Source organism: Mesorhizobium sp. M0030, from assembly GCF_040323695.1.
GTDB lineage: Bacteria > Pseudomonadota > Alphaproteobacteria > Rhizobiales > Rhizobiaceae > Mesorhizobium.
The window spans coordinates 345,550-370,097 of sequence record NZ_JAMYVE010000003.1 but is presented as its reverse complement, the minus strand read 5'-3'; the positions used below and the strand labels follow the sequence as shown (position 1 = coordinate 370,097).

General features: G+C 61.2%; 31 protein-coding genes and 4 tRNA genes. 27 read left to right on the top strand and 8 right to left on the bottom strand.

The genetic code is table 11. The features are described 5' to 3' along the window. Window positions 1-156: 156 nt before the first annotated feature. Genes NKJ80_RS09430 through NKJ80_RS09410 form a run of 5 tightly spaced genes read left to right on the top strand, consistent with a single transcriptional unit; the run spans window position 157 to window position 2,407 of the window. The gene (locus NKJ80_RS09430; protein WP_352497473.1) at window positions 157-921 is read left to right on the top strand and encodes a hypothetical protein; all 765 of its coding nucleotides are present in this window, start codon (window positions 157-159) and stop codon (window positions 919-921) included. Beyond that, window positions 922-1,176, top strand: a complete 255-nt coding sequence (locus NKJ80_RS09425) for a hypothetical protein (RefSeq protein ID WP_352497472.1) — start codon at window positions 922-924, stop codon at window positions 1,174-1,176. It begins immediately after the preceding gene. Continuing rightward, window positions 1,163-1,603, top strand: a complete 441-nt coding sequence (locus NKJ80_RS09420) for a hypothetical protein (protein ID WP_352497471.1) — start codon at window positions 1,163-1,165, stop codon at window positions 1,601-1,603. The genes NKJ80_RS09425 and NKJ80_RS09420 overlap by 14 nt, the downstream gene beginning before the upstream one ends. Further along, window positions 1,584-1,907, top strand: a complete 324-nt coding sequence (locus NKJ80_RS09415) for a hypothetical protein (protein WP_352497470.1) — start codon at window positions 1,584-1,586, stop codon at window positions 1,905-1,907. The genes NKJ80_RS09420 and NKJ80_RS09415 overlap by 20 nt, the downstream gene beginning before the upstream one ends. Then, window positions 1,904-2,407, top strand: a complete 504-nt coding sequence (locus tag NKJ80_RS09410) for a hypothetical protein (RefSeq protein WP_352497469.1) — start codon at window positions 1,904-1,906, stop codon at window positions 2,405-2,407. The genes NKJ80_RS09415 and NKJ80_RS09410 overlap by 4 nt, the downstream gene beginning before the upstream one ends. Here the strand turns inward: NKJ80_RS09410 and NKJ80_RS09405 are convergent. Together NKJ80_RS09405 and NKJ80_RS09400 are read right to left on the bottom strand one after the other, a co-directional pair. Next, on the bottom strand, window positions 2,387-2,749 hold the full coding sequence (locus tag NKJ80_RS09405; protein ID WP_352497468.1) for a hypothetical protein: 363 nt from the start codon (window positions 2,747-2,749) through the stop codon (window positions 2,387-2,389). The genes NKJ80_RS09410 and NKJ80_RS09405 overlap by 21 nt on opposite strands. A gap of 465 nt (window positions 2,750-3,214) precedes the next feature. Continuing rightward, window positions 3,215-3,290: transfer RNA gene (locus NKJ80_RS09400), tRNA-Thr, on the bottom strand. A 280-nt stretch (window positions 3,291-3,570) separates the two neighbouring features. On the opposite strand from NKJ80_RS09400, the gene NKJ80_RS09395 reads away from it, so the two are divergent. The 3 genes from NKJ80_RS09395 to NKJ80_RS09385 all read left to right on the top strand — a co-directional run bounded on the left by NKJ80_RS09395 (window position 3,571) and on the right by NKJ80_RS09385 (window position 4,594). After that, entirely contained in the window at window positions 3,571-3,753 is a 183-nt protein-coding gene (locus tag NKJ80_RS09395) for a hypothetical protein (RefSeq protein ID WP_023667458.1), read from the top strand. Window positions 3,754-3,873: 120 nt separating this feature from the next. Next, a complete protein-coding gene (locus tag NKJ80_RS09390) occupies window positions 3,874-4,083 on the top strand; it encodes a hypothetical protein (protein WP_023688402.1) in 210 nt (69 codons plus the stop codon). A 202-nt stretch (window positions 4,084-4,285) separates the two neighbouring features. After that, complete coding sequence (locus tag NKJ80_RS09385; protein ID WP_023667455.1) at window positions 4,286-4,594, top strand: BA14K family protein; 309 nt, start codon at window positions 4,286-4,288, stop codon at window positions 4,592-4,594. Window positions 4,595-4,668: 74 nt separating this feature from the next. Here the strand turns inward: NKJ80_RS09385 and NKJ80_RS09380 are convergent, their stop codons facing one another. Together NKJ80_RS09380 and bhcR are read right to left on the bottom strand one after the other, a co-directional pair. Continuing rightward, window positions 4,669-5,064: a hypothetical protein gene (locus tag NKJ80_RS09380; protein WP_352497467.1), complete on the bottom strand. Its 396-nt coding sequence runs from the start codon at window positions 5,062-5,064 to the stop codon at window positions 4,669-4,671. A 20-nt stretch (window positions 5,065-5,084) separates the two neighbouring features. Further along, window positions 5,085-5,903, bottom strand: coding sequence for an HTH-type transcriptional regulator BhcR (bhcR, locus tag NKJ80_RS09375; protein ID WP_023825604.1), 819 nt, complete (start codon window positions 5,901-5,903; stop codon window positions 5,085-5,087). A 203-nt stretch (window positions 5,904-6,106) separates the two neighbouring features. Here bhcR and gcl point away from each other — a divergent pair, with 203 nt between their 5' ends. From gcl to NKJ80_RS09360, 3 genes are all read left to right on the top strand, one after another. Next, window positions 6,107-7,888: a glyoxylate carboligase gene (gcl, locus tag NKJ80_RS09370; protein ID WP_027050436.1), complete on the top strand. Its 1,782-nt coding sequence runs from the start codon at window positions 6,107-6,109 to the stop codon at window positions 7,886-7,888. Window positions 7,889-8,056: 168 nt separating this feature from the next. Then, window positions 8,057-8,854 (top strand): hydroxypyruvate isomerase, encoded by a 798-nt coding sequence (hyi, locus tag NKJ80_RS09365; protein ID WP_023715773.1) that lies wholly within the window; start codon window positions 8,057-8,059, stop codon window positions 8,852-8,854. 214 nt (window positions 8,855-9,068) lie between these two features. After that, complete coding sequence (locus NKJ80_RS09360; protein WP_352497466.1) at window positions 9,069-9,956, top strand: 2-hydroxy-3-oxopropionate reductase; 888 nt, start codon at window positions 9,069-9,071, stop codon at window positions 9,954-9,956. Between the two features lie 43 nt (window positions 9,957-9,999). Here NKJ80_RS09360 and rlmB read toward each other — a convergent pair whose 3' ends face one another. After that, window positions 10,000-10,851: a 23S rRNA (guanosine(2251)-2'-O)-methyltransferase RlmB gene (rlmB, locus tag NKJ80_RS09355; RefSeq protein ID WP_023667451.1), complete on the bottom strand. Its 852-nt coding sequence runs from the start codon at window positions 10,849-10,851 to the stop codon at window positions 10,000-10,002. On the opposite strand from rlmB, the gene NKJ80_RS09350 reads away from it, so the two are divergent. From NKJ80_RS09350 to NKJ80_RS09340, 3 genes are all read left to right on the top strand, one after another. Beyond that, window positions 10,850-11,083: a hypothetical protein gene (locus tag NKJ80_RS09350; protein ID WP_023818201.1), complete on the top strand. Its 234-nt coding sequence runs from the start codon at window positions 10,850-10,852 to the stop codon at window positions 11,081-11,083. The two genes, rlmB and NKJ80_RS09350, sit on opposite strands and share 2 nt — an antisense overlap. Next, window positions 11,062-11,146 (top strand) — tRNA-Tyr (locus NKJ80_RS09345). The genes NKJ80_RS09350 and NKJ80_RS09345 overlap by 22 nt, the downstream gene beginning before the upstream one ends. A gap of 28 nt (window positions 11,147-11,174) precedes the next feature. Continuing rightward, window positions 11,175-11,248: transfer RNA gene (locus NKJ80_RS09340), tRNA-Gly, on the top strand. Window positions 11,249-11,264: 16 nt separating this feature from the next. Here NKJ80_RS09340 and NKJ80_RS09335 read toward each other — a convergent pair. Continuing rightward, window positions 11,265-11,654, bottom strand: coding sequence for a VOC family protein (locus tag NKJ80_RS09335; protein WP_352497465.1), 390 nt, complete (start codon window positions 11,652-11,654; stop codon window positions 11,265-11,267). A gap of 98 nt (window positions 11,655-11,752) precedes the next feature. Between NKJ80_RS09335 and NKJ80_RS09330 the strand changes: the two genes are divergently transcribed. Next, window positions 11,753-12,640: a helix-turn-helix transcriptional regulator gene (locus NKJ80_RS09330; protein WP_023710559.1), complete on the top strand. Its 888-nt coding sequence runs from the start codon at window positions 11,753-11,755 to the stop codon at window positions 12,638-12,640. Here NKJ80_RS09330 and NKJ80_RS09325 read toward each other — a convergent pair. Then, complete coding sequence (locus NKJ80_RS09325; protein WP_023681465.1) at window positions 12,637-13,113, bottom strand: YidB family protein; 477 nt, start codon at window positions 13,111-13,113, stop codon at window positions 12,637-12,639. The two genes, NKJ80_RS09330 and NKJ80_RS09325, sit on opposite strands and share 4 nt — an antisense overlap. Window positions 13,114-13,244: 131 nt before the next feature. Here NKJ80_RS09325 and NKJ80_RS09320 point away from each other — a divergent pair, with 131 nt between their 5' ends. Then, complete coding sequence (locus NKJ80_RS09320; RefSeq protein WP_023667446.1) at window positions 13,245-13,502, top strand: GlsB/YeaQ/YmgE family stress response membrane protein; 258 nt, start codon at window positions 13,245-13,247, stop codon at window positions 13,500-13,502. 65 nt (window positions 13,503-13,567) lie between these two features. Here the strand turns inward: NKJ80_RS09320 and NKJ80_RS09315 are convergent, their stop codons facing one another. After that, entirely contained in the window at window positions 13,568-14,455 is an 888-nt protein-coding gene (locus NKJ80_RS09315) for a DMT family transporter (protein ID WP_352497464.1), read from the bottom strand. Between the two features lie 313 nt (window positions 14,456-14,768). On the opposite strand from NKJ80_RS09315, the gene tuf reads away from it, so the two are divergent. The 11 genes from tuf to rplA all read left to right on the top strand — a co-directional run bounded on the left by tuf (window position 14,769) and on the right by rplA (window position 24,508). Further along, complete coding sequence (gene tuf / locus NKJ80_RS09310; protein ID WP_023723394.1) at window positions 14,769-15,944, top strand: elongation factor Tu; 1,176 nt, start codon at window positions 14,769-14,771, stop codon at window positions 15,942-15,944. Window positions 15,945-16,226: 282 nt separating this feature from the next. Then, window positions 16,227-17,726 carry a COG3904 family protein gene (locus NKJ80_RS09305; RefSeq protein ID WP_352463776.1) on the top strand — a complete coding sequence of 500 codons (1,500 nt, stop codon included), beginning with the start codon at window positions 16,227-16,229 and terminating at the stop codon, window positions 17,724-17,726. 328 nt (window positions 17,727-18,054) lie between these two features. Beyond that, window positions 18,055-19,710, top strand: coding sequence for a COG3904 family protein (locus NKJ80_RS09300; protein WP_352497463.1), 1,656 nt, complete (start codon window positions 18,055-18,057; stop codon window positions 19,708-19,710). A gap of 93 nt (window positions 19,711-19,803) precedes the next feature. Then, on the top strand, window positions 19,804-20,286 hold the full coding sequence (locus NKJ80_RS09295) for a group II truncated hemoglobin (protein WP_352497462.1): 483 nt from the start codon (window positions 19,804-19,806) through the stop codon (window positions 20,284-20,286). Between the two features lie 160 nt (window positions 20,287-20,446). Further along, window positions 20,447-20,522, top strand: a tRNA-Trp gene (locus NKJ80_RS09290). A 430-nt stretch (window positions 20,523-20,952) separates the two neighbouring features. After that, window positions 20,953-21,414, top strand: coding sequence for an Hsp20 family protein (locus tag NKJ80_RS09285; protein WP_352497508.1), 462 nt, complete (start codon window positions 20,953-20,955; stop codon window positions 21,412-21,414). Window positions 21,415-21,487: 73 nt separating this feature from the next. Next, window positions 21,488-21,955, top strand: coding sequence for a hypothetical protein (locus NKJ80_RS09280; protein ID WP_352497461.1), 468 nt, complete (start codon window positions 21,488-21,490; stop codon window positions 21,953-21,955). Window positions 21,956-22,445: 490 nt separating this feature from the next. Continuing rightward, entirely contained in the window at window positions 22,446-22,649 is a 204-nt protein-coding gene (gene secE, locus NKJ80_RS09275) for a preprotein translocase subunit SecE (RefSeq protein ID WP_023667439.1), read from the top strand. Between the two features lie 27 nt (window positions 22,650-22,676). Beyond that, a complete protein-coding gene (nusG, locus tag NKJ80_RS09270) occupies window positions 22,677-23,204 on the top strand; it encodes a transcription termination/antitermination protein NusG (RefSeq protein ID WP_006333333.1) in 528 nt (175 codons plus the stop codon). A gap of 172 nt (window positions 23,205-23,376) precedes the next feature. Continuing rightward, complete coding sequence (gene rplK, locus NKJ80_RS09265) at window positions 23,377-23,805, top strand: 50S ribosomal protein L11 (RefSeq protein WP_006333334.1); 429 nt, start codon at window positions 23,377-23,379, stop codon at window positions 23,803-23,805. A gap of 4 nt (window positions 23,806-23,809) precedes the next feature. Next, window positions 23,810-24,508, top strand: coding sequence for a 50S ribosomal protein L1 (gene rplA / locus NKJ80_RS09260; protein WP_023667438.1), 699 nt, complete (start codon window positions 23,810-23,812; stop codon window positions 24,506-24,508). Window positions 24,509-24,548: the final 40 nt, after the last annotated feature.

Genomic DNA, 24,548 nt, shown 5'->3' with positions numbered 1-24,548 from the left:
TGCTGAAGTAGTTGCGATGTAAGTTTCCGTTTTTGGAAATACCTTCCAAGTGGTCTATTTAATAATCTTGAGGTTTCTAGCCTTTACTACTTGACGAACTATTAGGAGGTCGGCAAAAGTCCGGTTAGAGCGCAACTGATTTGAAGGACCGGGCCAATGTCACTGAAAGATATGATTTCTATCTATGACAATCACATGATCGCAAGAAGTGGCGATAGGACCAGTGCACTTGTTCATATGGAGGACAAGATAAACAACGCCGCACTTCGATCTGGAATGGGAGCCGCGTACAGAGCAATTCGGGTCGGCTCGGAATCTGTCATCAAGATGCTGGAGATGGAGCATCCGCTCCCGCAAATTTACGACAACTACCGCAAGACATTGGCATCATCTATTGCGCCGTCCGCAAGAGCTTTGGTTTCGACGTTGCGTGAAGTGAACGCGACGACCAAGCAGCAGCGCGCAAATCTCCTATTGCCGCGCACGCCAATCGATCCGCTTCGAGCAACCATCAAGATGCAAATGCTGATCGGGAAAAAGCCGGCCAAAATAATCGAACTCGCGCACCGGGATACCAGCGGCGAAATCGGTGCGATCATGTTTGATCAGTGGGACACTCTTGAAATGCCTGACGCCATGCGGCCGGAACTGGAAAAGAGCATCGCGCGCGTCAACGCTATGAACCGCTTTGCTCAATCAGCAGCGCGCCGCAAACCTACACCGACCGACATCTTGGCAGATGGTCCGGACCTTGAGCTAGCAACGCGAATGGCGGACAACGCCATCCGAGAGTTGGACGCTGCCGAAAGTGAAGTGATCACCGTTCGCAATTGGTTCAACGACGCCATCAACCACATCAGCATTGCGGCCAACCTCACACCACACGCGGCAATGAATGCCGTTCTATCGGAAGCGGCTTGAATGATGCGCAAGCCTGCTTTCCAGCTACCGACGCGGGTGCACCTTCCCGCGTCGGTAGCGCTCCTAGATCATATGAGCGTGCTGATCCTGATGGGCAACCCAAGCCGGCAACTGCTGGCGTACTACAGACGCCATCGCAATTTTCCGCGCGCTTATCGCCGCGACGGCACAAGTTGGACCGTCACTGACAGCTTGGAACGCTGGTGCATCGACAATGGAATTACGGTGGAGCGTGTGAACCATGAACGCCGATAATCCCCCTACATCAGGCTCGGTGATCGAATTCAAACGTCTGCCGAATGGGACATTTGCTCCAGGATCAGGCGGCAGAGTTCGCGGCTCCAGAAATCGAGTTAGCAAAGAAGCCGTTGAAGCCGTCCATTCAATGCGTGATCTGGCAATCGCTCAACTGCGCAGCAAGTTGGAAGCGGGTGATTCCGACGCGTTGTTTTTCGTATTGGAGCGCATCGTTGGGAAAGGCCGGTCGCTGGACGGTCTGGACGCGTCGCCCGAAGGCGTTCGTGAAGCCCTAAGCGACGGCACCGTGACCACATCGGAAGCCAAAGACGTTGCCACAATGCTTGCGCGGCTGGCAGATGTGGAAGCCGTTGAAAAGCTTCGTGCGGATATCGAAGAATTGCGCCAGATGGTGGAACGCGGCAATGGCCCGTTTTCGCGTTGAACGTCAAATTGTAGAGCAACTTCGTCAACAGCTTCGCCAACGGAGCGGCGAGCCCGATCTTGGACGCCTGAACGATCAACAGCTTGCCACATACAACGAATGGCGCGGACTGCACGACAGGTTCACAGCACAATTCAGGGCAACGCCGGAATCTTACTATCGCGCGATCATAGACGACGACTTTCGCGGCCCGCCGCTACCGCACAGCATCCAACGGCTGATCTATCGACCATCGCCAACCATCGCCGCAGACACCACCACAGAGGGCTTGCGCGAACTCTATCAACGGATGTGCCAGCTATGATTGACGCCTGCTATTTGGTCGAACCGGATGCCTGCTTTATTTTCCGCACTGGACTTATGACCCGGCCTGCCTTCATCAACGAATTTGGCAAGCCCGCATTCCATGCATTACCGCAATTCGACCGCGCGTTGTTCAGCGCTGACAGACCACAGATGCAAGCCGTGTGGGTTGATGGCATCAAATGCCTGGACTTGGGTGTTCAAGGCGCATTGGCAATCCTGATCGCCGCAGAACAGATGAGCGACGAAGACACAGACTGGCTGTTCAAAGGCGGCAACGGCAGCGACCGCGCCAACTGGTGGGAATGGTCGATTAATCTCGGTCATCTGTTCAACGCGACGGAACCGGCATCACCAGAAGCACGCGCGGAATTGCAACTCATGTGGACGCTCGGCAAGCCGATTTACGAAGCGCTTGGTTTCGATCCGCCCGCATGGATTATCCGCGAAGCAGCGAGGGCGGCAGCACAACTGCACGCATCACAGACCCGGTGGCGGTAGCATACCTCCTGCCGGTTTCCATTTTTCTTGGTGGGGAAAGTAAATCCAATCCCAAGCTGCAGATGGTAGCAGCCCGTCCACATCCTGTTTATCGATTCGGCCGACCACAAAGCGTGATCCTAAAAAAGGTCGAAACCTTATCGCTAGCTCGCGAGCAGGAAGCTTGGTTTTGACCATGTACAAAAGTGGAATGTAGTTCCAATATGCCGCTATCTCTTGGCTATTGCGTAAATAGAGATTAAATCCTTCAATATGTACAAGCGACAACTGCCCATTAGCGAAGCCCGGCGCTTCTGATGCCTGAAAATTCACTATGTATACATTCAAATCGTCATTCGTCATGGTCGCACCGTGACTGAAGACGACCTTTGCGTCGTCATGTGAGTGTTTGAAACTGGCTCTGCGTCTATTACCTTCACCGGGTCCTTCTGTCGGTCATCAGCGAGCAACTGAAGCTTGGACATCTGCTGAACATGTTCCTCCCGTTGAAGGCGGCTAGGGTCCTTCACGGCGAAATAGACGTTTATAAAAACCGCCTTTAGGATCACCAAGCCAGCTAGGGCAAGAAAACCGTATTGGGCCGGGCCGCTTGTTAAGACCGCTCCGCCCGAAAGAAAGGGCAGAGATATAGCCGTTTGCCAATGTGTCGGTGTCATCGCGCTATGTGTGGTAACGCGGCTCAAGACCCTCGACAGATTCGGCCCAATGTCGGGCCGCCAATTCCAGCCGCTTCTCTTATCGGTTTGATTGCCGGGGTCGCTCAATCGAATACACCTGCTGCCAGCCTATCGGAACGATGCGCGAATGTGGTGCCGCCTGAGGGACTCGAACCCCCGACCAATAGTTTACAAAACTACTGCTCTACCATCTGAGCTAAGGCGGCACATTTACCCCTACGTATACCCCTGAAACTCGATTTTGAAAAATGTCTTGGTTTTTCAATACCGTGGCCGATTGATCCAGCGAATTACAAAACCGCTGCTCTACCAGCTGAGCTACAAGGGCACGGCGCTCCGGTTAGCATATTTCGTGCGCCAGTAAAGACAAAACTCCGTTTTCGATCGCTAATGGACCCCGCCGAGGTGGGCGGGCCGCCATGCTGAAAACCGCCAATGCGATCCCTACATATCTCTCAGGTGCAAACGCATCGAACGGGGTGTCGCATGATCAGACTTGTCATCATCCTGCCGCTTGTCGTCATTGCCTGGCTGCTTGCGGTAAAGCTCATCAGGGACGTGAAGAGCGCCAATGTCGACTGGACCGGCATCGCCGCCATCGTCGGTTTTATCGCGATGGCGTTTTGGCTGCGGCATGTGACTGGGATGGGGATGAATGGTGAATGGTGAATGGGCGAACGCCTTTCGGACCATTGACTACTCACTACTCGCTCAAAACCTCGAACCTTTCACCACGTCACCGCGACTGATCTCCAGAGGCGAATGGTCGCCTCGATCAAGGAGATCATCATGTTGAAGCGCAGTCTTACTTCGGGCCTGGTCGCCATCTTCGTCGCCACCGGCGCGCTCGCCGGTACCGTGCAGTCGTCCTCCGCTCACAGCCATCATCACCACCATCACAAGCACCACGACAAGCCCTCTTGGTGGTGGAACCATCAACACAAGCACCATCACCACAAGCATCATCATCACCACGGCAAGGTGATCATCTTCCTTTGAGCGAGACGACCTGCCTCGCGGAAGGGCGGCTTCGGCCGCCCTTTTTTGCGTTGAGCGCTCGATCGATCAGATCTTGGTTTCCATCGGCTGATTTCCGGCCTTCAAGAAAATCCCAAATTCTTTCGAACCTTTTTCCGCGCCGAAACGACAGATGATCAAGAGGCGGATGGATCGCCTCTCGCAACGAAACAAGGAGATCGTCATGTTCACGCGCAAAATCGCTTCTGCCCTCATCGCCAGCACCGTCGCCGCCACCTCGCTGGTCGGCACCGTCCAGCCCTCGGCCGCCCACAGCCATCACCACAACCGCGAAATCGGCATCGGCATCGCCGCCGGCGTCGGCGGGTTTGTGCTCGGCAGCCTGCTCAACCAGCAGCCCCGCACCGTCTATGTCGACGACGAGGGTGGCTCCTGGCACGTCCGCCGCTGCGCCAACCGCTACGCCAGCTACGATCCGTACTCCGACACCTATGTCGGCTATGACGGCTACCGCCACTATTGCCGCCTCTAAGAGGAGGCTCCCCACAAGAAGGAGGGGCTGTACGCAGCCCCTCTTTCCTACATTTGAGCGCGTGGCAGTGTCAGCTACGGTTTGGAGATCGGTAATCCGGCTGCATGGCAGGTGCCGACAACACCACCGCTCGCATTCAGCGATTGATCGCCCATGGCGATGAGTTCGAAGCTGCTTCCTTCATCCGGATAGATCTTGGCGGCGAACGGTTGGTCTGTTGTATGACCACCGGACGATGACTTCGCGGCGACATGGCCGCAGACCACGATTTCCCGGCGGCCGTTGAGCGTCCGCTCGCCGGCGCGCATCGTCCCGAATTTGGCGGACGCAGGATCCTGCAAATGCTGGCGAATTCCGATCGTGATTGTCTCCTCCAAAGCGAGCGAGATCGGAATCTCGCTGACTTGCTGGGAGACAGGGGCGGGCTCGGGCGCCGTCGCCACGCATCCGCACAGCGAAGCGGCGAGCAAAAGCTGAAGCGTTCTCCGCATTATGATCGGAACCCGCCGATCATCCTCGTCACCTCAGCGGCGGCGTCGCGCACCAGCGGCCCGATCTCGTCCAGCCGCTCCATCGTCACCCGCACCGTCGGTCCGGAGACCGAGACACCGCCGATCGGCTCGCCGAACTCGTTGAAAATGGCGGCGGCCACGCAGCGCATGCCGGGATGCCGCTCCTCGTCGTCGACCGACCAGCCGCGGTGCTTGATGACAGCCAGGTCATGGGCCAGCGCCGAAATGTCGGACAGCGTCTTGTCGGTGAAGCGCTGCAGGCCCGACTTGCGCAGGATGGCGGCGACGCGTTCCGGCTCGAGCTGCGCCAGCACCGCCTTGCCGATGCCGGAGGCATGGAACGAGCTGCGCGTGCCCGGGCGGAAGAAGGCGCGGATTGCCTGATGCGTCTCGACCTGGCTGACGAAAACGACGCAATCGTCCTCGGCGACGCCGAGATTGGCTGTCTCGCCGGTCTTCTCCATCAATTCCTGCATGACCACGCGGGCGCGATCGACCAGCTTGCGGCGGCGCAGGAAGGCGGCACCCATGCGGTAGGTCTCGACGCCGATCGACCACAGCTGGTCCGATGTATCGAATTCGACCATGCCGTGGCTCTGCAGCGTCGTCAGCATGCGATAGGCGGTGGACGCCGCAAGCTCGCTGCGCGCCGAAATCTCGCTCAGCGACAGGCCGCTGCCTTCGGCGACGATGGCCAAGATGCGCAAGGCCCGGTCGAGCGACTGTACAGAACCGGCCTCGGACGGACCGTTGAAAGCGCGCGGCCGGCCGCGCTGGCGTTTTTCGCTGGTTTCCATGGCGGCATTGTCGCCGGTTTCGCCGAAATCGCAATGAAAAACTTTTTCACAGATTCTGGTGCCCGGATTCATGAAAAACGGAAAAGCCAGCGAAATCAGTGGACAGGAGCCGTTTTCTAGAAATGAAAAATTATTCTGAAAAAATTGAAAAATGAAAACCATACTGGCATTGTCGGTCGACCAACAATTTGCGGAGGCTGGACATGGCCAGGATGCGCGCTGTAGATGCAGCGGTTCTCGTTCTCGAAAAGGAAGGCGTTTCCTGCGGCTTCGGCGTGCCGGGCGCGGCGATCAATCCGTTCTATTCGGCGCTGAAGGCGAGGGGCTCGATCCGCCACATCCTGGCGCGCCATGTCGAGGCGGCCTCGCATATGGCCGAGGGCTACACGAGAGCTAAATCAGGCAATATCGGGCTGTGCATCGGCACGTCGGGCCCGGCCGGCACCGACATGGTCACCGGGCTCTATTCGGCGGCGGCGGACTCCATCCCGATCCTGTGCATCACTGGTCAGGCGCCGCGGGCACGGCTCAACAAGGAGGATTTCCAGGCGGTCGATATCGCCGCCATAGCCGCACCCGTCGCCAAATGGGCGGTCACGGTCATGGAGCCCTATCTCGTGCCGATGGCGCTGCAGAAGGCATTTCACCTGATGCGCTCGTCGCGACCGGGCCCGGTGCTCATCGACCTGCCGGTCGACGTGCAATTGGCCGAGATCGAATTCGATATCGATGCCTATGAACCGCTGGTCCCGTTCAAGCCGGCAATGTCGCGCGCCCAGGCCGAAAAGGCCTTGGCGATGCTCAATGCCGCGGAAAAGCCGCTGATCGTCGCCGGCGGCGGCATCATCAACGCCGATGCGTCGGATCTGTTGATCGAATTTGCCGAGATAACGGGCGTGCCGGTCATCCCGACGCTAATGGGCTGGGGCGCGATCCCCGACGACCACCGGCTGATGGCCGGCATGTGCGGGCTGCAGACCTCGCATCGCTACGGCAATGCGACGATGTTGGAAGCCGATTTCGTCTTTGGCATCGGCAATCGCTGGGCCAACCGCCACACCGGTTCGGTCGATGTCTACACCAAGGGCAAGAAATTCATCCATGTCGACATCGAACCGACCCAGATCGGCCGGGTGTTCGCGCCGGATCTCGGCGTCGTCTCGGACGCCGGTGCGGCACTAAAGATGCTGCTCGACGTCGCCACCGAATGGAAGACGGCAGGAAAGCTGCGCGACTGGTCGGGCTGGGCGAAGGAATGCCAGACCCGCAAGAAGACGATGAAGCGCAAGACGCATTTCGAGCAGGTGCCGCTGAAGCCGCAGCGCGTCTATGAGGAGATGAACAAGTCGTTCGGCCGTGACACCACCTACGTCACCACGATCGGCCTCTCGCAGATCGCCGGGGCGCAGTTCCTGCATGTCTACAAGCCGCGCAACTGGATCAATTGCGGCCAGGCCGGCCCGCTCGGCTGGACGCTGCCGGCAGCGCTTGGCGTGCGCGCCGCCGATCCGGATCGCACCATCGTGGCGCTGTCGGGCGACTACGACTTCCAGTTCATGATCGAGGAACTGGCGGCCGGCGCACAGCACAAACTGCCGTATATCCATGTCGTCGTGAACAATGCCTATCTCGGCCTGATCCGCCAGGCGCAGCGCGGTTTTGCGATGGATTTCGAGGTGAGCCTGGCCTTCGAGAACGTCAACCGCGCCAACGATCCGGAGGCCGGCTACGGCGTCGATCATGTCGCGGTCGCAGAAGCGATGGGCTGCAAGGCGGTCCGGGTGCGCAAACCGGAAGAGTTCGCCGGCGCGTTCAAGGAAGCGCAGCGGCTGATGAAGGAATACCAGGTGCCGGTGGTGCTCGAATTCATCCTCGAGCGCGTCACCAACATTTCCATGGGCACGGAAATCGACAAGATCACCGAATTCGAGGACCTTGCCGAAAGCCATGAGGATGCGCCAACGGCGATTGTGTTGCTCGATTAGGCGCGCCGATATTCAGGTGAGACAGGCCTGCAAACGGCGCCTTCCTGCGCTTCCGGTGCTCACGTACAGAAAGTACGTTCCGCTCCGGTTTTCGAAAGTCACCGTTTTCGACTCTGCCCGACCTGAATCTCAACACGCCTAGGGCCAAGCAGAAGAAGGAGAAAAAGAATGCCGCGTTTTTCAGCCAATCTGTCGATGCTCTTTGGCGAGCATGAGTTCCTCGATCGCTTCGATGCCGCAGCCCGCGCCGGCTTCAAGGGCGTCGAATATATCGGCCCCTATGATCATACGCCTGACGTGGTCGCGGCCCGGCTGAAGAAGAACGGCCTGACACAGGTGCTGTTCAACCTCCCGGCCGGCGACTGGGGCAACGGCGAGCGCGGCATCGCGGTTTTGCCCGACCGCGCGCCGGAATTCCGGCAAGGCATCGCCAAGGCGATCAGCTATGCCCATGCGCTCGGCTGCGAGCAGGTCAATTGCCTCGCCGGCATCGCGCCGCAGGGCGTGGATCGTTCGGTGCTGGAAAATACTTTAGCCGAGAACCTCGCGTTTGCAGCCGAGAAACTGGAGCAGGCCGGCATCCGGCTTTTGATCGAGCCGATCAACACGCGCGACATACCGGGTTTTTTCCTGAACTATTCGGAGCAGGCGCTGGCGCTGATCGAGCGCGTCGGTTCGAAGAACCTGTTCCTGCAATACGACATCTATCACATGCAGATCATGGAGGGGGATCTCGCCCGTACCATCGAGGCCAACCTCGGCCGCATCGCGCATATCCAGCTTGCGGACAATCCCGGCCGTCACGAGCCGGGGACGGGCGAGATCAATTATCCCTTCCTCTACGAGCACATCGACAGGATCGGCTATTCCGGCTGGGTCGGAGCGGAATACAAACCGAAGGCGGGGACGGAGGCTGGGCTGGGGTGGTTTCGGGAGCTTAACGGGCAGGGGAGTGCCGCGGCTTAGCTGTTACGATTGAAGTCGCGTTCCTTCGCGCCCCCCTCTGGCCTGCCGGCCATCTCCCCCACAGGTGGGGAGATCGGACGTCATCCCGGCTTTCGCTCCCCAACATTGCAGGGTGAGCGAGGCGCCGAAACTGCCAATCTCCCCACAAGTGGGGGAGATGGCCGGCAGGCCAGAGGGGGCGCGAAGGAACTCAGCCTCAACAAAGGAGAAAACAATGGAAACCATCGGCTTCATCGGCCTTGGCATCATGGGCGCGCCGATGGCGGGGCATCTCCTGGATGCCGGCTACGCCGTCATTGCCAGCGACCACCGCTCGAAGCCGCCGGCCGATCTCGTCGCCAAGGGCTTGAGAAGCATCACCGGCCACGCGGCAGTGGCGAAGGCCGCGGATATCATCATCACCATGGTTCCCGACACCCCGCAGGTAGCCGAGGTGCTGTTCGGCGAGAACGGTGTCGCTTCCGGCCTGAGCAAGGGCAAGCTCGTCATCGACATGAGCTCGATCTCGCCGATCGAGACCAAGACCTTTGCCAAAAAGATCAACGATCTCGGCTGCGACTATCTTGACGCGCCGGTGTCGGGCGGCGAGGTCGGCGCAAAGGCGGCGTCCCTGACCATCATGGTCGGCGGCGAGGACAAGGCGTTCGAGCGCGCCAAGCCCGTGTTCGAAAAGATGGGCAAGAACGTCACGCTTGTCGGCCCGAACGGCGTCGGCCAGACCACCAAGGTTGCCAACCAGATCGTCGTAGCCCTGACCATCGAGGCGGTCGCCGAGGCGCTGGTCTTTGCCGCAAAAGCCGGCGCCGACCCCGCCAAGGTCCGGCAGGCGCTGATGGGCGGGCTGGCGGCATCGCGCATCCTCGAGGTGCATGGCGAGCGCATGATAAAGCGCACCTTCGCGCCGGGCTTCCGCATCGAACTGCACCAGAAGGATCTCAGCCTGGCGCTGGAAGGCGCCAAGGCGCTCGGCGTCTCATTGCCCAACACCTCGACGACGCAGCAGCTGTTCAACTCGTGCGCGGCGAATGGCGGGGCGAAAGAGGATCATTCGGCGCTGGTGCGGGCGCTGGAGCGGATGGCGGGGCATGAAGTGGGTGAATAGTGAACGGTGACGGTAAGAACGCTTTCCATTCAGCATTCACTATTCACTTTCCAAGGAACTTCCGTGCCGCATAAAGGCTCACCGCCGCGGCGTTCGACACGTTGAGCGAGCGGATGGCGCCGGGCATGTCGAGGCGGGCGAGTGTCGTCACCGTCTCGCGCGTCTTCTGCCGCAGGCCCTTGCCTTCGGCGCCGAGCACCAGGGCTATCTTTTCGCCTGAAAAACTCGTTTCGAGTTCGGCCGGCCCGTCCGAATCGAGGCCGATGGTCTGGAAGCCGGCTTCGTGCAGCTGTTCCAGCGCGTCGGCGAGGTTCTTCACCTCGACCTGGTCGATATGTTCCAGCGCGCCGGAGGCGGATTTGGCCAGCACGCCGGATTCCTGCGGGCTGTGGCGGGCCGTGGTGATCAGCGCACCGGCGCCGAAGGCGACCGCCGAGCGCAGGATGGCGCCGACATTGTGCGGGTCGGTGACCTGGTCGAGCACCAGCACCAGTTTGGTATCGCCGAGCGCGTCAAGGCGCTTGGGCTTCAGCGGCTCGGCCTCGATCAGCACGCCCTGGTGGACGGCGTCCGAACCGGTGATCTTGTCGATGTCCTTCGGCTCGACCAGTTCGGCCTTGAACGGCAAAGCGGCGAGGTCGGCGATCGCCAGCCGCTCGGCGGCATTGCGCGTCACCAACATCTTTCTGATCCGCCGGCGCGGATTGTCGAGCGCGGCGCGCACCGTGTGCAGGCCATAAAGCCGCACCAGCCCGTCGGCGGCGTTCTCGCCCGGCGGCACCGGCTGGCGCGGCCGGAAGGCGGGCGCGCCGCCGGCCTTCTCGTCGCGATGGGCGCGGCGCAGCTTGGCGTAATGGGTGTCTTTGGCGGTCTTGGGCGTGTTGTCATTGCTCATGGCCGGCTTCTATAGCCGCGTCGCCGGGCTGTGGATACAGGCAGAAACCCGGCTTGCCGGGCAGGCTGTCAAATTCAGCGCATTTTGCCTTGGGGTGCGGTTGACACCCACTGGCCTTGCCGCCATAAGGCGCTTCGCTGATTTCGGACAAAACCCTGGTTTCGACCTGATCGGCGAGAATGCCTCGTTGCAAGGCTTCGACGGCAGGCTGGAGAGGTGCCCGAGTGGTTAAAGGGGACGGACTGTAAATCCGTTAGCTTAGCTTACGTTGGTTCGAATCCAACCCTCTCCACCACTGCCAGCCCGCGAACCTTGAGGACGATGCGGGTATAGCTCAGTGGTAGAGCAGCAGCCTTCCAAGCTGAATATGCGGGTTCGATTCCCGCTACCCGCTCCAAACTCCCCACTCCGCATCAGATCTCAGCGAATATCTCGACAACGTTGCCGTCCGGATCGCGGAAGAACACTGTTCTGTGGCCCCATTCCTGGTCGGTGAGCGGCAGGACCGGCTGCACGCCCTTGGCCTGAAGCGCCTCGGCGCAGGCAGCGACCATCTCCGGCGCCACCCGGAATGCCAGCTGCAGCGACAGCGCATCCCGCTGCTGCGGCGTGTCGTTGAACATCATGCCGAGGCTGGTCAAGGCCAGCGTGTTCGGGCCGACCCGATATTCGATCCACCTGTCGCCGAGTTCGCGCTGCAGATCAAATTCCATCACATCCCCGCAGAAGTGCCGCATGGCGGCCATGTCGCGGGCGAAGATGACGGTGTAGTCGATCTGACGGATTTCATTGAGCGCGTTCATTGTCGAAGTCCCGTGGGCTGATGTTCGGTCGCCCGCAACCTAGCTTTCCTTTAAAGTAGTACAAGACTATAGCTTATACTGGTATCGGAGGTGACTGCATGCCATACGACGGCCCACGGCGCGATGAGCTTGCCCGCTTCCTGCGCGAGCGGCGGGGCCGCTTGCCGCGGATCGATGGCGCCAATGGCCGCCGCCGGGCGCCGGGCCTCAGGCGCGAAGAGGTCGCCGCCGAGGCGGGGATCAGCACCACCTGGTACACCTGGCTCGAGCAGGGACGGGAGGTGAACGCGTCGCCGCAGGTGCTTCGCTCGCTGGCGCGGGTGCTGAGACTGAGCCGGTCGGAGCAGGCCTATCTCTTCCAATTGGCGCGGCCCGATCTCGATTGGCGAAACCGGCTCGGCGAGCAAGGCCTGCCCAGCGCGCCGCTGCTAAGCCTGCTCGACGGGCTGGCGCCGCACCCGGCATATGTCGTCAACCGCTACTGGCAGGTCGTCGCCTGGAACCACCCGGCGGCGGTGCTGCTCGGGGATTTCGAGACGGATGATGAGTGGTCCGGCAGCCTGCTCGCCCGGCTGTTTCTCGACCTGGAATGGCGGCAGCGCTTTGTCGACTGGCCGGAGGTTTCGCGCTCGGCGGTCGCGCAGTTCCGGCTTGCCACAGTCGCCATGCCTCGCGATCCGGTGCTGGCCGCGCTGCTTTCGTCACTGGAAGCGGCAAGCGAAGCGTTCGTCGCGTGCTGGAACAGCCGCGACATCGCCGAGCCACCGATCTGGCGGAAATCCATCCGGCACCCTGTCGCCGGCGCGATGTCGTTCGATTTCGCCACGCTGCAGCCGGGCGGCCGCGACAGTGATTTCTCGGTTTCCGTCTACACGCCGGTCGATGCGTCGACTGCCAGGCGGTTCGCCGCGCTGGTCGGAGCAACGCCCGACAGCCGCAAGGCGGTGCCGGGCGTGTTTGCGCGTGATGCAGGCGCAGAAGTCTAGCTGTTGAAAGCGGACGCGACCTGGTGTTGCTGCGGCACCTGTCCGTTCGGCGTCAGTCTGTCGACAATGCCGGGCAGGGCTGTGGACAATTGCTTGAGCAACTCCTGCTCGTCCAGTCCGGTCCTTTGCGCGATCTCTCGAATGACCTGCGGGCCGATCGCCTTGCCGAGATCATTGGCGTTGATCGGCTGGTTCTGTCCGGTGCCGACCCAGGAGTCAGCGACATTGCCTTGGCCGGCAGTCTTGAGCTTGTCGAGCAGTCCGCCCAGTCCGCCAAGCAGGCCGCCATCGCCTGAGGCCGTGGTTCCGGTGGGGGCTGGCGTTTGAGGCTGGGCGGGCTCGCCCGTCTCTTCGGCACTCGTCTGTTCGGCGCTTCTGCCGCTCAGCATCTTTCCCACCAGCAGCGCGCCGAGCGCGATCATCAGCGGTTTGGTGATGTTGCCGCCGGGTACGGCGTTGTCAAAAAGTCCCATAGGTCAATCCTCCATAACGGCCAAGCCCGTCCCGCCGGCTACAATGGAGCATGCGGGCGGAAATTCAAGTTGGCTTGAGCTTTTGACAATCATGTGACCATGATCGGCCGGCGGGGGAATGGAGAGGAAAAATGGGCATTATCAGCTGGATCATCCTCGGCGTCATCGCCGGCTTTATCGGCAGCAAGATCGTCAACAAGACCGGCCAGGGCTTGATCATGGATATCGTGCTCGGCATTGTCGGCGCCATCGTCGGAGGGCTGATCTTCAGCGCCTTTGGCGCCACGGGCGTGACCGGCCTCAACATCTGGAGCCTGATCGTCGCCGTTATCGGCGCGGTCGTCGTGCTGTGGGCCTATCACCAGTTCTCCGGCAAGCGAACGCTTTAGGCACCAGTCTGCCGACTGGCTGACCGCAGGACGGCCAAACCTGCTTCGACGCGTTGACTTAAAGGTCAGGCGACGACGGTCAGCCTGCGTTTGCGTTCATCAAGCGAGACGATGGTCAGCCCGCTCGCGACCACCAGCAGGATGCCGCAGACCGCCAGGGCATTCGGGAACTGCCCGAATACCAGCACGCCTGAGATGACCGCCCAGACGGTGAAGCAGTAGTAGAACGGCGCCACGACGCCGGTCGGACCGACGCGATAGGCCATGAAGATGAAGAAATGGCCGAAGATCAGGAAGAATCCGGCGCCGGCCATGAGCAGCAGGTGCCGGGCTTCCGGCATCACCCAGCGCTCGGAAACGAGATGCGCGGCGCCCGCGCCGATCAGCACCACCACGACGGCGGAAATGGCGACGATCATGCCCGGCACCTCGGCCGCGACCCGCCTGCCGGCAAGATCGCGCGCCGCCGCCAATGCTGCGTTGCCGAGCGCCAGCAACGCATAGACCGAGATGCCCTGCATAGTCGGCTGGGCCACCATGAGCGCACCGACGAAACCGAGCCCGATCAGCGCCATGCGCACGCCGCCGATCCGTTCGCCGAACAGGATGGAGGAGCCGACCAGCATCAAAAGCGGGGTGATCTGCCCGAGCGCGGTCGAATCGGCGATCTGCATGTTGGCCAGCGCCACGACGTAACAGAGGATGGCCGCGAGCTCGAGCAGGTTGCGGCGCAGCACGCGTTTGTCGAAGATCAAAGGGATCTGCCTGCCATAGCCCAGCAGGAACAGCAGCGGCATGCCCCATAGCGTGGCCGCGACCCCGCGCAGGAACAGCACTTCATAGGACGGCAAGCCCGCGGTCGCGAGTTTCATCATCGTGTCGTTGACGAGGTACGACCCCGTCGAAACGATCATGAACAGCGGGCCGCGTATGGAGGTCGGTATGAATTGCATGGGGCAACCAAATCAGACCGCCGCCGTAGCGGCAATGGGCCAGGCGCCGGCTGCACATCCGGCAGGCAAAGGCCAGGACATGGGCGGGACAGGACATGGGCGGGAATAGCAAACAGGTGCTGGAGCCCGCAGCCCCCATTTCATTTCCGCTCGCGCGTTCCTATATCAGCGCCACATCCCCGCAATCGGATCATCGGTTGAGACCGAGTGGACAGCGCACCCGGCCACAAGGCACTTGTGTTTTTCGGCCGTAGTCGCTAATCGCCCCGCATTCGACTGAACTGAAGGTCAAGGCCGTCCAAGGAAAGAGACTATGGCAAAAGGTAAATTCGAGCGTAACAAGCCTCATGTGAACATTGGCACGATTGGCCACGTCGATCATGGCAAGACGTCGCTGACGGCGGCGATCACGAAGTATTTTGGCGAATACAAGCGCTACGACCAGATCGATGCGGCGCCCGAAGAGAAGGCCCGCGGCATCACGATTTCGACGGCGCACGTCGAATACGAGACGGCAGCGCGCCACTACGCCCATGTCGACTGCCCCGGCCACGCCGACTATGTGAAGAACATGATCACCGGCGCCGCGCAGATGGACGGCGCGATCCTGGTCGTGTCGGCCGCCGACGGCCCGATGCCGCAGACCCGCGAGCACATCCTGCTTGCCCGTCAGGTCGGCGTGCCGTCGATCGTGGTGTTCCTGAACAAGGTCGACCAGGTCGACGACGCCGAGCTGCTCGAACTGGTCGAGCTCGAGGTTCGCGAGCTTCTGTCGAAGAACGAGTTCCCCGGCGACGACATTCCGATCGTCAAGGGTTCGGCTCTGGCTGCTCTGGAAGATTCCAACAAGACCATCGGCGAAGACGCGATCCGCGAGTTGATGGCTGCGGTCGATGCCTACATCCCGACGCCGGTTCGTCCGCTGGACAAGCCGTTCCTGATGCCGATTGAAGACGTGTTCTCGATCTCGGGCCGTGGCACGGTCGTGACCGGCCGCGTCGAGCGCGGCATCGTCAAGGTCGGCGAGGAACTGGAAATCATCGGCATCCGTCCGACGACCAAGACGACCTGCACGGGCGTCGAGATGTTCCGCAAGCTGCTCGATCAGGGCCAGGCCGGCGACAACATCGGCGCGCTGCTGCGCGGCGTTGATCGTGAAGGTGTCGAGCGCGGCCAGGTTCTGGCCAAGCCCGGTACGGTGAAGCCGCACAAGAAGTTCGTGGCCGAAGCCTACATCCTGACCAAGGACGAAGGTGGCCGTCACACGCCGTTCTTCACCAACTACCGTCCGCAGTTCTACTTCCGCACGACCGACGTGACCGGCATCGTGTCGCTGCCGGAAGGCACGGAGATGGTTATGCCCGGCGACAACATCACGGTCGATGTCGAGCTGATCGTGCCGATCGCCATGGAAGAGAAGCTGCGCTTCGCCATCCGTGAAGGCGGCCGTACCGTCGGTGCCGGCATCGTCGTCACCATCAAAGAGTAATCGAGCCCGGCATCGCCGGATCGAAACGGATAGGGGCGGCCCTCGGGCCGCCCTTTTTCGTTGGCCAGATGTGCCTGTTTGGGGTCCCAATCTCTGTTGCAAGTCTGTGAGCCTCTACAGTATAGATTGGGTTGAGGGCTTGGTCGGATGGTTCCACAGCACCGTTTGCATAGTCGGCCATGGTTGGCACTGGGGCTGATCTGCCTGGTGTCGATGCTTGCCGTGGGCAGCGCCGCCTTCGCGGCCGAGACAAAAAATTCAGAGCCGGATCCGGATCCGCCGATGCGGTTCGTCGTCGTGCGTAGCGACGCGGCGGGCTGTGAGCCGACCTGTCCGGAATGGATATCGGCCGAGGGTGCGATATCGGCCAAGTCGCCGGCGCTGCTCAAGGCTGCCCTGAAAACGCTCGGCGGCCGCAAATTGCCGATCGTCATCAACTCTCCGGGCGGCGATGTCGATGCGGCCATCGCCATGGGCCGGATGATACGCAAGAACAAGCTCGACATCGCGGTCGGCAGGACGTGGTTCGTCGGCTGCGAGCCGGGGATGAAAAACTGCAAGGAGAACGACGCCAGAGGCGCGCACTATATCGGCAGCCCCTATGTGCTCGGCAGCTATTGCGCGTCCGCTTGTCCAATGATGCTGGCCGGCGGCACCAGGCGCCTGGTCGGGCCGCTGGCCTATCTCGGCGTCCACCAGATCACGACCACGATCGTGCAGATGAACGTGCAATATCAGGTCCGCTACCGGATCGTGAAAGGCAAGAAGCGGGTCATCAGCAAGAAGGTCATCAGCCGCAAGAACACCGGCAGCTACAAGACCTACGAGATGAGCAAGGGGGTGGAGCGCAAGCTGTCCGCCTATTTCAAGGAGATGGGTGTCGACCTCAGCATCATCGAGACGATGAAGAGCACGCCGGCCAGCGACATCCAGCAGATCGACCTCAGCGACATGCTGACAATGAAGCTGGTCACCAGCGACGACGCTGCAGATTTGCTGACCAGCGCAAGCCTGTGCAGGCTGAACCTTCCGGCTCCGAATTGCCGGGAGATACCGGAGAACAAGCCAGCCGGCGGCCTGCCGGACGTGGCAAAGGCTGCGCCGCTGCCGGTGAAGCCGGAGAGCGCGCCGCACGATGACGGCATGCGCTTTGTCGTGGTTCGCGGCAGCAACCCGCTCTGCAATCCCGACTGCCCGGAATGGATTGCAGCGCAAGGCGCGATTACGCCCCAGACGCCGCAGAAACTCAGCCAATTGCTCGCCACGCTTGGCAACCGGCGGCTGCCGGTGGTGATCAGCTCGCGAGGCGGAGACCTCTCCGGCGCCCTGGCGGCGGGCCGGATCATCCATGAAAAGAAGCTCGACGTTGCCGTTGCCCGCACCGATTTCGTCGGCTGCGACCCGGCAGAGTGGAATTGCCTGGCCAAGGACGGCGCCTATGCCGGGCTGAGCGTCGATGGCGACGGCGAGTGCGATTCGGCCTGCGCGCTCATGCTGGCCGGTGGCGCCAGGCGGCTTGTCGGTTCCCAGGCGCGGCTCAGCCTCTATCTGATGGGGCAGAAGCAGGCGGTCAAATCCTACCTCGACGAGATGGCGATCAGCCCCGCTTTGTTCCGGGCGCTCCAGGGCAGTTCGGTCGAGCGTCAGCTCGAACCCGACATGATGCTGGAGGTCGGCCTGACGACCGGGCGCCAGTCGGTGGATGCGCTGACGGGGTCCAGCATCTGCAGATCGGCGCCGAAACCTGAGAATTGCCGCGTCGTGCCGTCGTCCAATGGCTGATCGTGCCTATCGCATGAAAGAGACGCCTTGCTTCGCGTTCCGTGAAGGGCCCCGCACCGTCGCTGCCGGCATCGTCGTCACCATCGAGAAATAGTCGAGCCGGTGTCAGCCGGATGGACCAGGAAAGGGCGGTCTTTGGGGCTGCCTTTTTGTTCCGGCGTTGCGCGGTACAAGTATTGCACGGTTGTTTCAAAGCTATTGCAAGCACCGTCGCCGCAACTATTATGGATGTGCATTGAGGGGTTTGCCGGGCGTGGTTTTGGGACAACGTTCAGACACTGTGGGACGGTGGCGGCGCGGGCTGGTCCGGCTGTCGACGGTGGCCGCGATGGCGATGGCTGCCTTCGCCGCGAAGGCCGAGGATGCCTCCCCCGGGACATGGCAGACAGTACCCCCTCTGCAGGGAGTGCTCTATCCGACCGATCCGACGATATGGACCGACGATCGCTCGGAGATGCAGTTTGTCGTCACGCGCAGCAGCGCACCTGGCTGCGAGCCCAATTGTCCGGAGTGGATCTCCGCCGAAGGCGACATCTCAGCCGGCACGCCAGCCTTGCTCAAGCGTACCTTGAAGAAGCTTGGCAGCCGCAAACTGCCCATCATCGTCAATTCCTTTGGCGGCAACGTCAATGCAGCGCTCGAACTTGGCCGGATAATCCGCAAGAACAAGCTCGATATCGCCGTAGGCAAGACCGAGTTTTCCGACTGTTGGCCCGGGACGGATGGTTGTGGTTTTAGTTACGGCAAAGGTTCCGCCTATCTCGGCCGGGCGTCTGATGGCGCCAGCTGCAACTCCGCCTGTCCGCTGATGTTTGCCGGTGGCGTCCGCCGCGTGGCCGGCGGCTGGAACTATCTGGGTGTTCATCAGATCACCACCACCTGGTTCCCCTCCACAACGCACTACCGGACCACATATCGCGTCAAAAGGGGCAAAAAATATCGAGTCACCACGCAAACGGTCACTCAAGGTGAAAGCTACAAGACCTATGAGATGAGCAAGGGGTACGCGAGAAAGATCTCGGCCTATCTCCGAGAGATGGGTATCGGGCAGGGCGTGCTGGACTTGATGAAGGCGACGCCGGCGAGCGACATCAGGCAGATCGGCCTCCACGATATGCTGACGATGAAACTGGCGACCAGCACGGACACTCTTGAGCTGTTTACCAGAGCAAGTTTGTGCATGTTCGACCCGCCGGCTCCGAACTGCCGGGAAGTGCCTGGACCGGCAGGCAAGCCGACGCCGCCGGTCGCTGCCACGACGGTCGCAGTCAAGCTCGCGAATGTGGCAGCCAAGCCCGCCGCTGTCACAAAGCCTTTGCCGGACCCCGCAGCGGCTCGTGTGGATATGAGTTTTGTCGTGGTCCGCGGCAGCGACCAGCATTGCACGCCGCAGTGTCCGCAATGGATTTCTGCGCAAGGCGCGATCACGCCTCAGACACCGCAAAAATTGCGCCAATTACTCGACACGCTTGGCAACCGGCGGCTGCCCGTGGTGATCAGCTCACGAGGCGGAGACTTGTTCAGCGCTCTGGCGACCGGACGGATCATCCATGAAAAGAAGCTCGACGTCGCCGTTGGCCGCACCGATATCGGTGACCCGGTCGAGGACGGCATCTATGCCGGGCTGAGCTTCGACGCCGGAGCCGACTGCGATTCGGCCTGCGCGCTCATGCTGGCCGGTGGCGCCAGACGGTTTGTCGGCCCCCAGGCGCGACTCAGCTTCTACCTGATGGGACAGAAGCAATTGGTGAAGACGTATCTGAATGAGATGGCGATCAGCCCCCGTCTGTTCACAGCGCTTCAGGACCGTTTCGCCGAGCGTGAGCTCGACCCTGATATGATGCTGGAGGTCGGGCTGACGACCGGGCCTCAATCGGTGGACGCGCTGACGGGTCCCGGCATCTGCAAGTCGGTGCCGAAAGCTGAGAACTGCCGCGTGGCGCCGTCGCCCAACGCCCAGGCCGAAGCGCCCGCCAAATTGTAGCGCGGCGGGTTCACACTCGCCATCGAGGCAGGTTGAGCAGGGCGCGATTTCCGCTATCGTCGTGCAGGCGCCGGGCTTGGCGGAGGATCAAGAATGAGCCAGGATATTCCGACACTCTACGAATGGGCCGGCGGCATCGAAGCCCTCAATCGGCTGACGGAAACCTTTTACGACAAGGTGTCCCGCGACCCGGTGGTCGGCCCGGTGTTCAAACACATGTCGCCGGATCATCCCGCGCATGTCGCGGCCTTTATCGGCGAGGTTTTTGGTGGGCCGAAGACCTACAGCGAGAAATTTGGCGGTCACCGCGAGATGGTCATGCACCACCTCGGCAAGCATTTGAGCGAAGAACAGCGCCGTCGATGGATCAGCCTGCTTGCCGATGCCGCCGATGCGATCGGGCTGCCGGACGATCCCGAATTCCGCTCTGCCTTCATGGGCTATGTCGAGTGGGGATCGCGGCTGGCCAAGATGAATTCCACCCTCGGCGAGACCTGCGACCCGCAGACCGAACCGATGCCGGCCTGGGGCTGGGGCGTGCCGGGCGGGCCGTACAAGCCGCCGGCCGGGGGCTGAGCGCCGGCATGCGGCTTCAGGCAGGCGAAAAATCGAGATCGGCAGGGACGGGCTGGTCATCACCTATCCGGATTTCCGGCAAAGGATCTGAAAGCGCGTCAGACAACTCTTTACAGCGCGCCCGGAAGCTTTTAGGAAGCGCCTGCGCTGAAACGCGCGTACGGGCATAGCTCAGTTGGTAGAGCGGCGGTCTCCAAAACCGCAGGTCGTAGGTTCGAGCCCTGCTGCCCGTGCCATTTTCCTCGTTGGAATCCGGCATTTTAGAAACGCCTTGTTTTGGCTCCTCGTTCGGTTGGGCTGAAGCCGCGTACTCGACGAGCGACGTTCCGAAGGCATGCGCAGAGCGAGAGCGCTGATGCGCAATGCCGAAGTCGGCGTATTTCCACGAACCGATTTCCTTGATTCAACTGCCATTGGCGAGCCAATTGCCATTTGCGTTCACAATTCAGAATAGGCCTATTTTGCTGCCGCCGGCCGCTTTTCAGCGGCTGCGAATTATTGGAAGCGGGATGCTGGCCTGGCTTCTGGAATTTTTTTGAATAGGGCTCTTGAACCGGTTTTCAGCCCTTCCTAATTCGTTTCCCGCCGAGGCCGATTGGCTTGGCAAAAGGCGCCACCGCTGGGGCGGCGCCCTTATACCCATGTTGCTTCAAGGAGGATGTGGCTATGAGAACCTTTGATACCCTCTATCGGACCACCGTCGGTTTCGACCGGCTTTTTGACATGCTCGACAGCGGCACGCGTCCAGACTGGCCGCCCTATAACATCGAGAAGGTCGACGAGAACGATTACCGTATCTCGATGGCCATCGCGGGCTTCAGCCAGGATGAGGTTGAGCTGACCCAGCATGGACCCGAACTGGTCGTGGCAGGCCAGAAGGCTGATGACCAGAGCGGACGCCAGCTGCTGCACCAGGGCATCGCCTACCGCAGTTTCAGGCAGACGTTCAAGCTTGCCGACCACATGAAGATCAAGGCAGCAAACCTTGAGAACGGTCTCCTGACCATCGACATCGTCCGTGAGATTCCCGAAGAGCTGAAGCCTCGCCGCATTAGCATCGGGGCCGGCGACGCCCAGGTGGGCAAGCAGATCGCCCAGGATACGGAACGCACCCGCAAAGCGGCCTGATCGTATCGATTCAGTTATCCCTGCGGTCCGCCTCCCGGCTTCGGCCGGGAGGCCCAGATTGCGGAGAATGGAGATGGACAACTTCTACGAGACACCGACACTTTCTGCGGCACGCTCGGGCAAAATTGAAACTTCTTTGTGCTTGCTCGACAATCCAGACAACGTCATCAACCATCCACGCCTCAGCAGTGGAGAAAAGCGGGCACTGCTTTCCTCGTGGGCGTCCGATGCCTGCGCGGTGGAAAACCAGCCTGCCTTGCGCCGCCTGGACAACGGCACGGTAATCCCTGTCGACCAGATTCTGAGTGCGTTGAAGGCTCTGGATGAGAAACCCACGCTGGGGAAAGAGACTTCAGGCCGGGTGCTGCCTTGGCGACCCTCCTCGCGCCGCAGCGTTCTCAAGGCTTGGCGGCGGCGGGGCCGTTCTTTCGGCCCCGACGATGACGACGACCCGCCCCCGTGCCCGGCAGTGATCGCGCCGCGCCCACGCCCACCATGCGGAATGGGCGCAGTGGCCGGGGTCGAACTCGCCTGTGCCTAACTAACCCTGGGTTGATCCAGCTGCCTCGGCATGGGCAGCTGGATTCCAATCTTGCGTGCGCTTCATTTGGTTTCCAAAACAGCAGGTCGCAGGTTCGTCCGCAACGCCATTTCCTCGAACTTGTAATCGCGTGCCTGATTTCCGGATCCACCTCCTGGAATTGGGGTCCGGCATTGAAAAAGGGCAGGTGGCTTGCCATATTTGGGCGAACTGAGGCATAAGGCCCCGATAGCCGGGACGGGACGACTGGATGGTTCCGAGGCGGCGTTTGGTCATAAAGCGGACACTTGCCACTTGCGTGGATCAAGAATCGGTTTTATGTAGACACAACAGACACGCGACGCGTGGAGCTGGGAAGCCGGCTTTACGCGTCCGATTTGCATGGGCGAAATGGCGCTGATTCGGCGCCGACTTGAACCCAGGCGGCACGTCCCGGCCAGCGGGATCATCCAGGAGACCCGGCCAACGGGTCTTGAAGACAGAGCGGCATATGGCTTCGAAAACCACAAATCCTTTCGTCTTTCTCCAGCAGGTTCGCGCGGAAACCGCCAAGGTGACTTGGCCGTCGCGCCGGGAGACGATGATCTCGACGGTGATGGTGCTCGTATTCGCGGTCATCGCGATGATCTTTTTCTTCACCGCCGACGTGGCCATGGGCTACGCGATCGAGCGGTTACTGAGCCTCGGCCATTAAGTCCGGCGATTACGGAGAAGTCTTGAAATGACCGCGCGCTGGTACATCGTCCACGCCTATTCGAACTTCGAAAAGAAGGTCGCTGAGGACATTGAGAACAAGGCCAAGCAGAAGGGCCTGTCCGCCGATATCGAACAGATCGTGGTGCCGACCGAGAAGGTCGTCGAGATCCGCCGCGGCCGCAAGGTCGATGCCGAGCGCAAGTTCTTTCCGGGCTATGTGTTGCTCAAGGCCAATCTGACCGATGCGGTGTTCTCGCTGGTCAAGAACACGCCGAAGGTCACCGGCTTCCTCGGTGACTCCAAGCCGGTGCCGATCACCGAAGCCGAGGCGCAGCGCATCCTGAACCAGGTTCAGGAAGGCGTCGAGCGGCCGAAGCCTTCGGTCACTTTCGAGATCGGCGAGGCGATCCGCGTTTCGGATGGTCCGTTCGCCTCGTTCAACGGTTTCGTCCAGGAAGTGGACGAGGAGCGGGCGCGGCTCAAGGTGGAAGTTTCGATCTTCGGGCGCGCCGTGCCGGTCGATCTGGAATTCGGACAGGTCGAAAAGGGCTGATCCGAAAACCCTGCGCCGGTTCGCCGGCAAGGGGAGGCGGCGCGGAAAGCGCGCGGCCATGAACGGGTGGGAGGCGAATGCGGCTTTAGCCGGCCGCGCGGACCGCACCACCAGACTGCAACCGCCGGTGTTCCCGATACTGGGGCCGGCATGAGATAAAGGCAGGAAAGAGATGGCTAAGAAAATTGCAGGCCAGCTCAAGCTCCAGGTCAAAGCGGGATCGGCTACGCCGTCTCCGCCGATCGGCCCGGCACTTGGTCAGCGCGGCATCAACATCATGGAATTCTGCAAGGCGTTCAACGCGCAGACCCAGGAAATGGAAAAGGGATCGCCGATCCCGGTCGTCATCACCTATTACCAGGACAAGTCCTTCACCTTCGTCATGAAGACGCCGCCGGTGAGCTACTTCCTGAAAAAGGCGGCGAACTTGACTTCGGGTTCGAAAGAGCCGGGCAAGATCAAGGCCGGCACGATCGGTCGCGACAAGGTGCGCGCCATCGCCGAACAGAAGATGAAGGATCTGAACGCAAACGACGTCGAGGCGGCCATGCGCATGGTCGAGGGCTCCGCCCGCTCGATGGGTCTGGAAGTGGTGGGCTGAGATCATGGCAAAGATTGCAAAGCGTGTATCGAAGTCCCGCGACGGCATCGACCCCAACAAGGCCTATGCCCTTGGTGAGGCGCTGAAGCTGCTCAAGGACCGTTCGACGGTGAAGTTCGACGAGACCATCGAAGTTGCGATGAACCTCGGCGTCGACCCGCGCCATGCCGACCAGATGGTCCGCGGCGTGGTCAACCTGCCGAACGGCACCGGCCGCTCTGTCCGCGTCGCCGTGTTCGCACGTGGCGGCAAGGCCGATGAGGCTCGCGCCGCCGGCGCCGACATCGTCGGTGCCGAGGATCTGGTCGACATCGTCCAGAAGGGCACGATCGACTTCGATCGCTGCATCGCCACGCCGGACATGATGCCGCTGGTCGGCCGTCTGGGCAAGGTGCTGGGCCCGCGCGGCATGATGCCGAACCCGAAGGTCGGCACCGTCACCACCGACGTCGCCGCCGCCGTCAAGGCATCGAAGGGCGGCGCTGTCGAGTTCCGCGTCGAGAAGGCCGGCATCGTTCATGCCGGCGTCGGCAAGGTCTCGTTCGACGTCAAGGCGCTGGAAGAAAACGTCCGCGCCTTCGCCGATGCCGTGACCAAGGCAAAGCCGGCTGGCGCCAAGGGCAACTACGTCAAGAAAGTGTCGGTCACCTCGACGATGGGCCCGGGCCTCAAGCTCGACGTCTCGACGCTCGCAGCGTCTTGATACGAACATCTGGATCGGCTGCCAAGGCGCTGATCCGCAA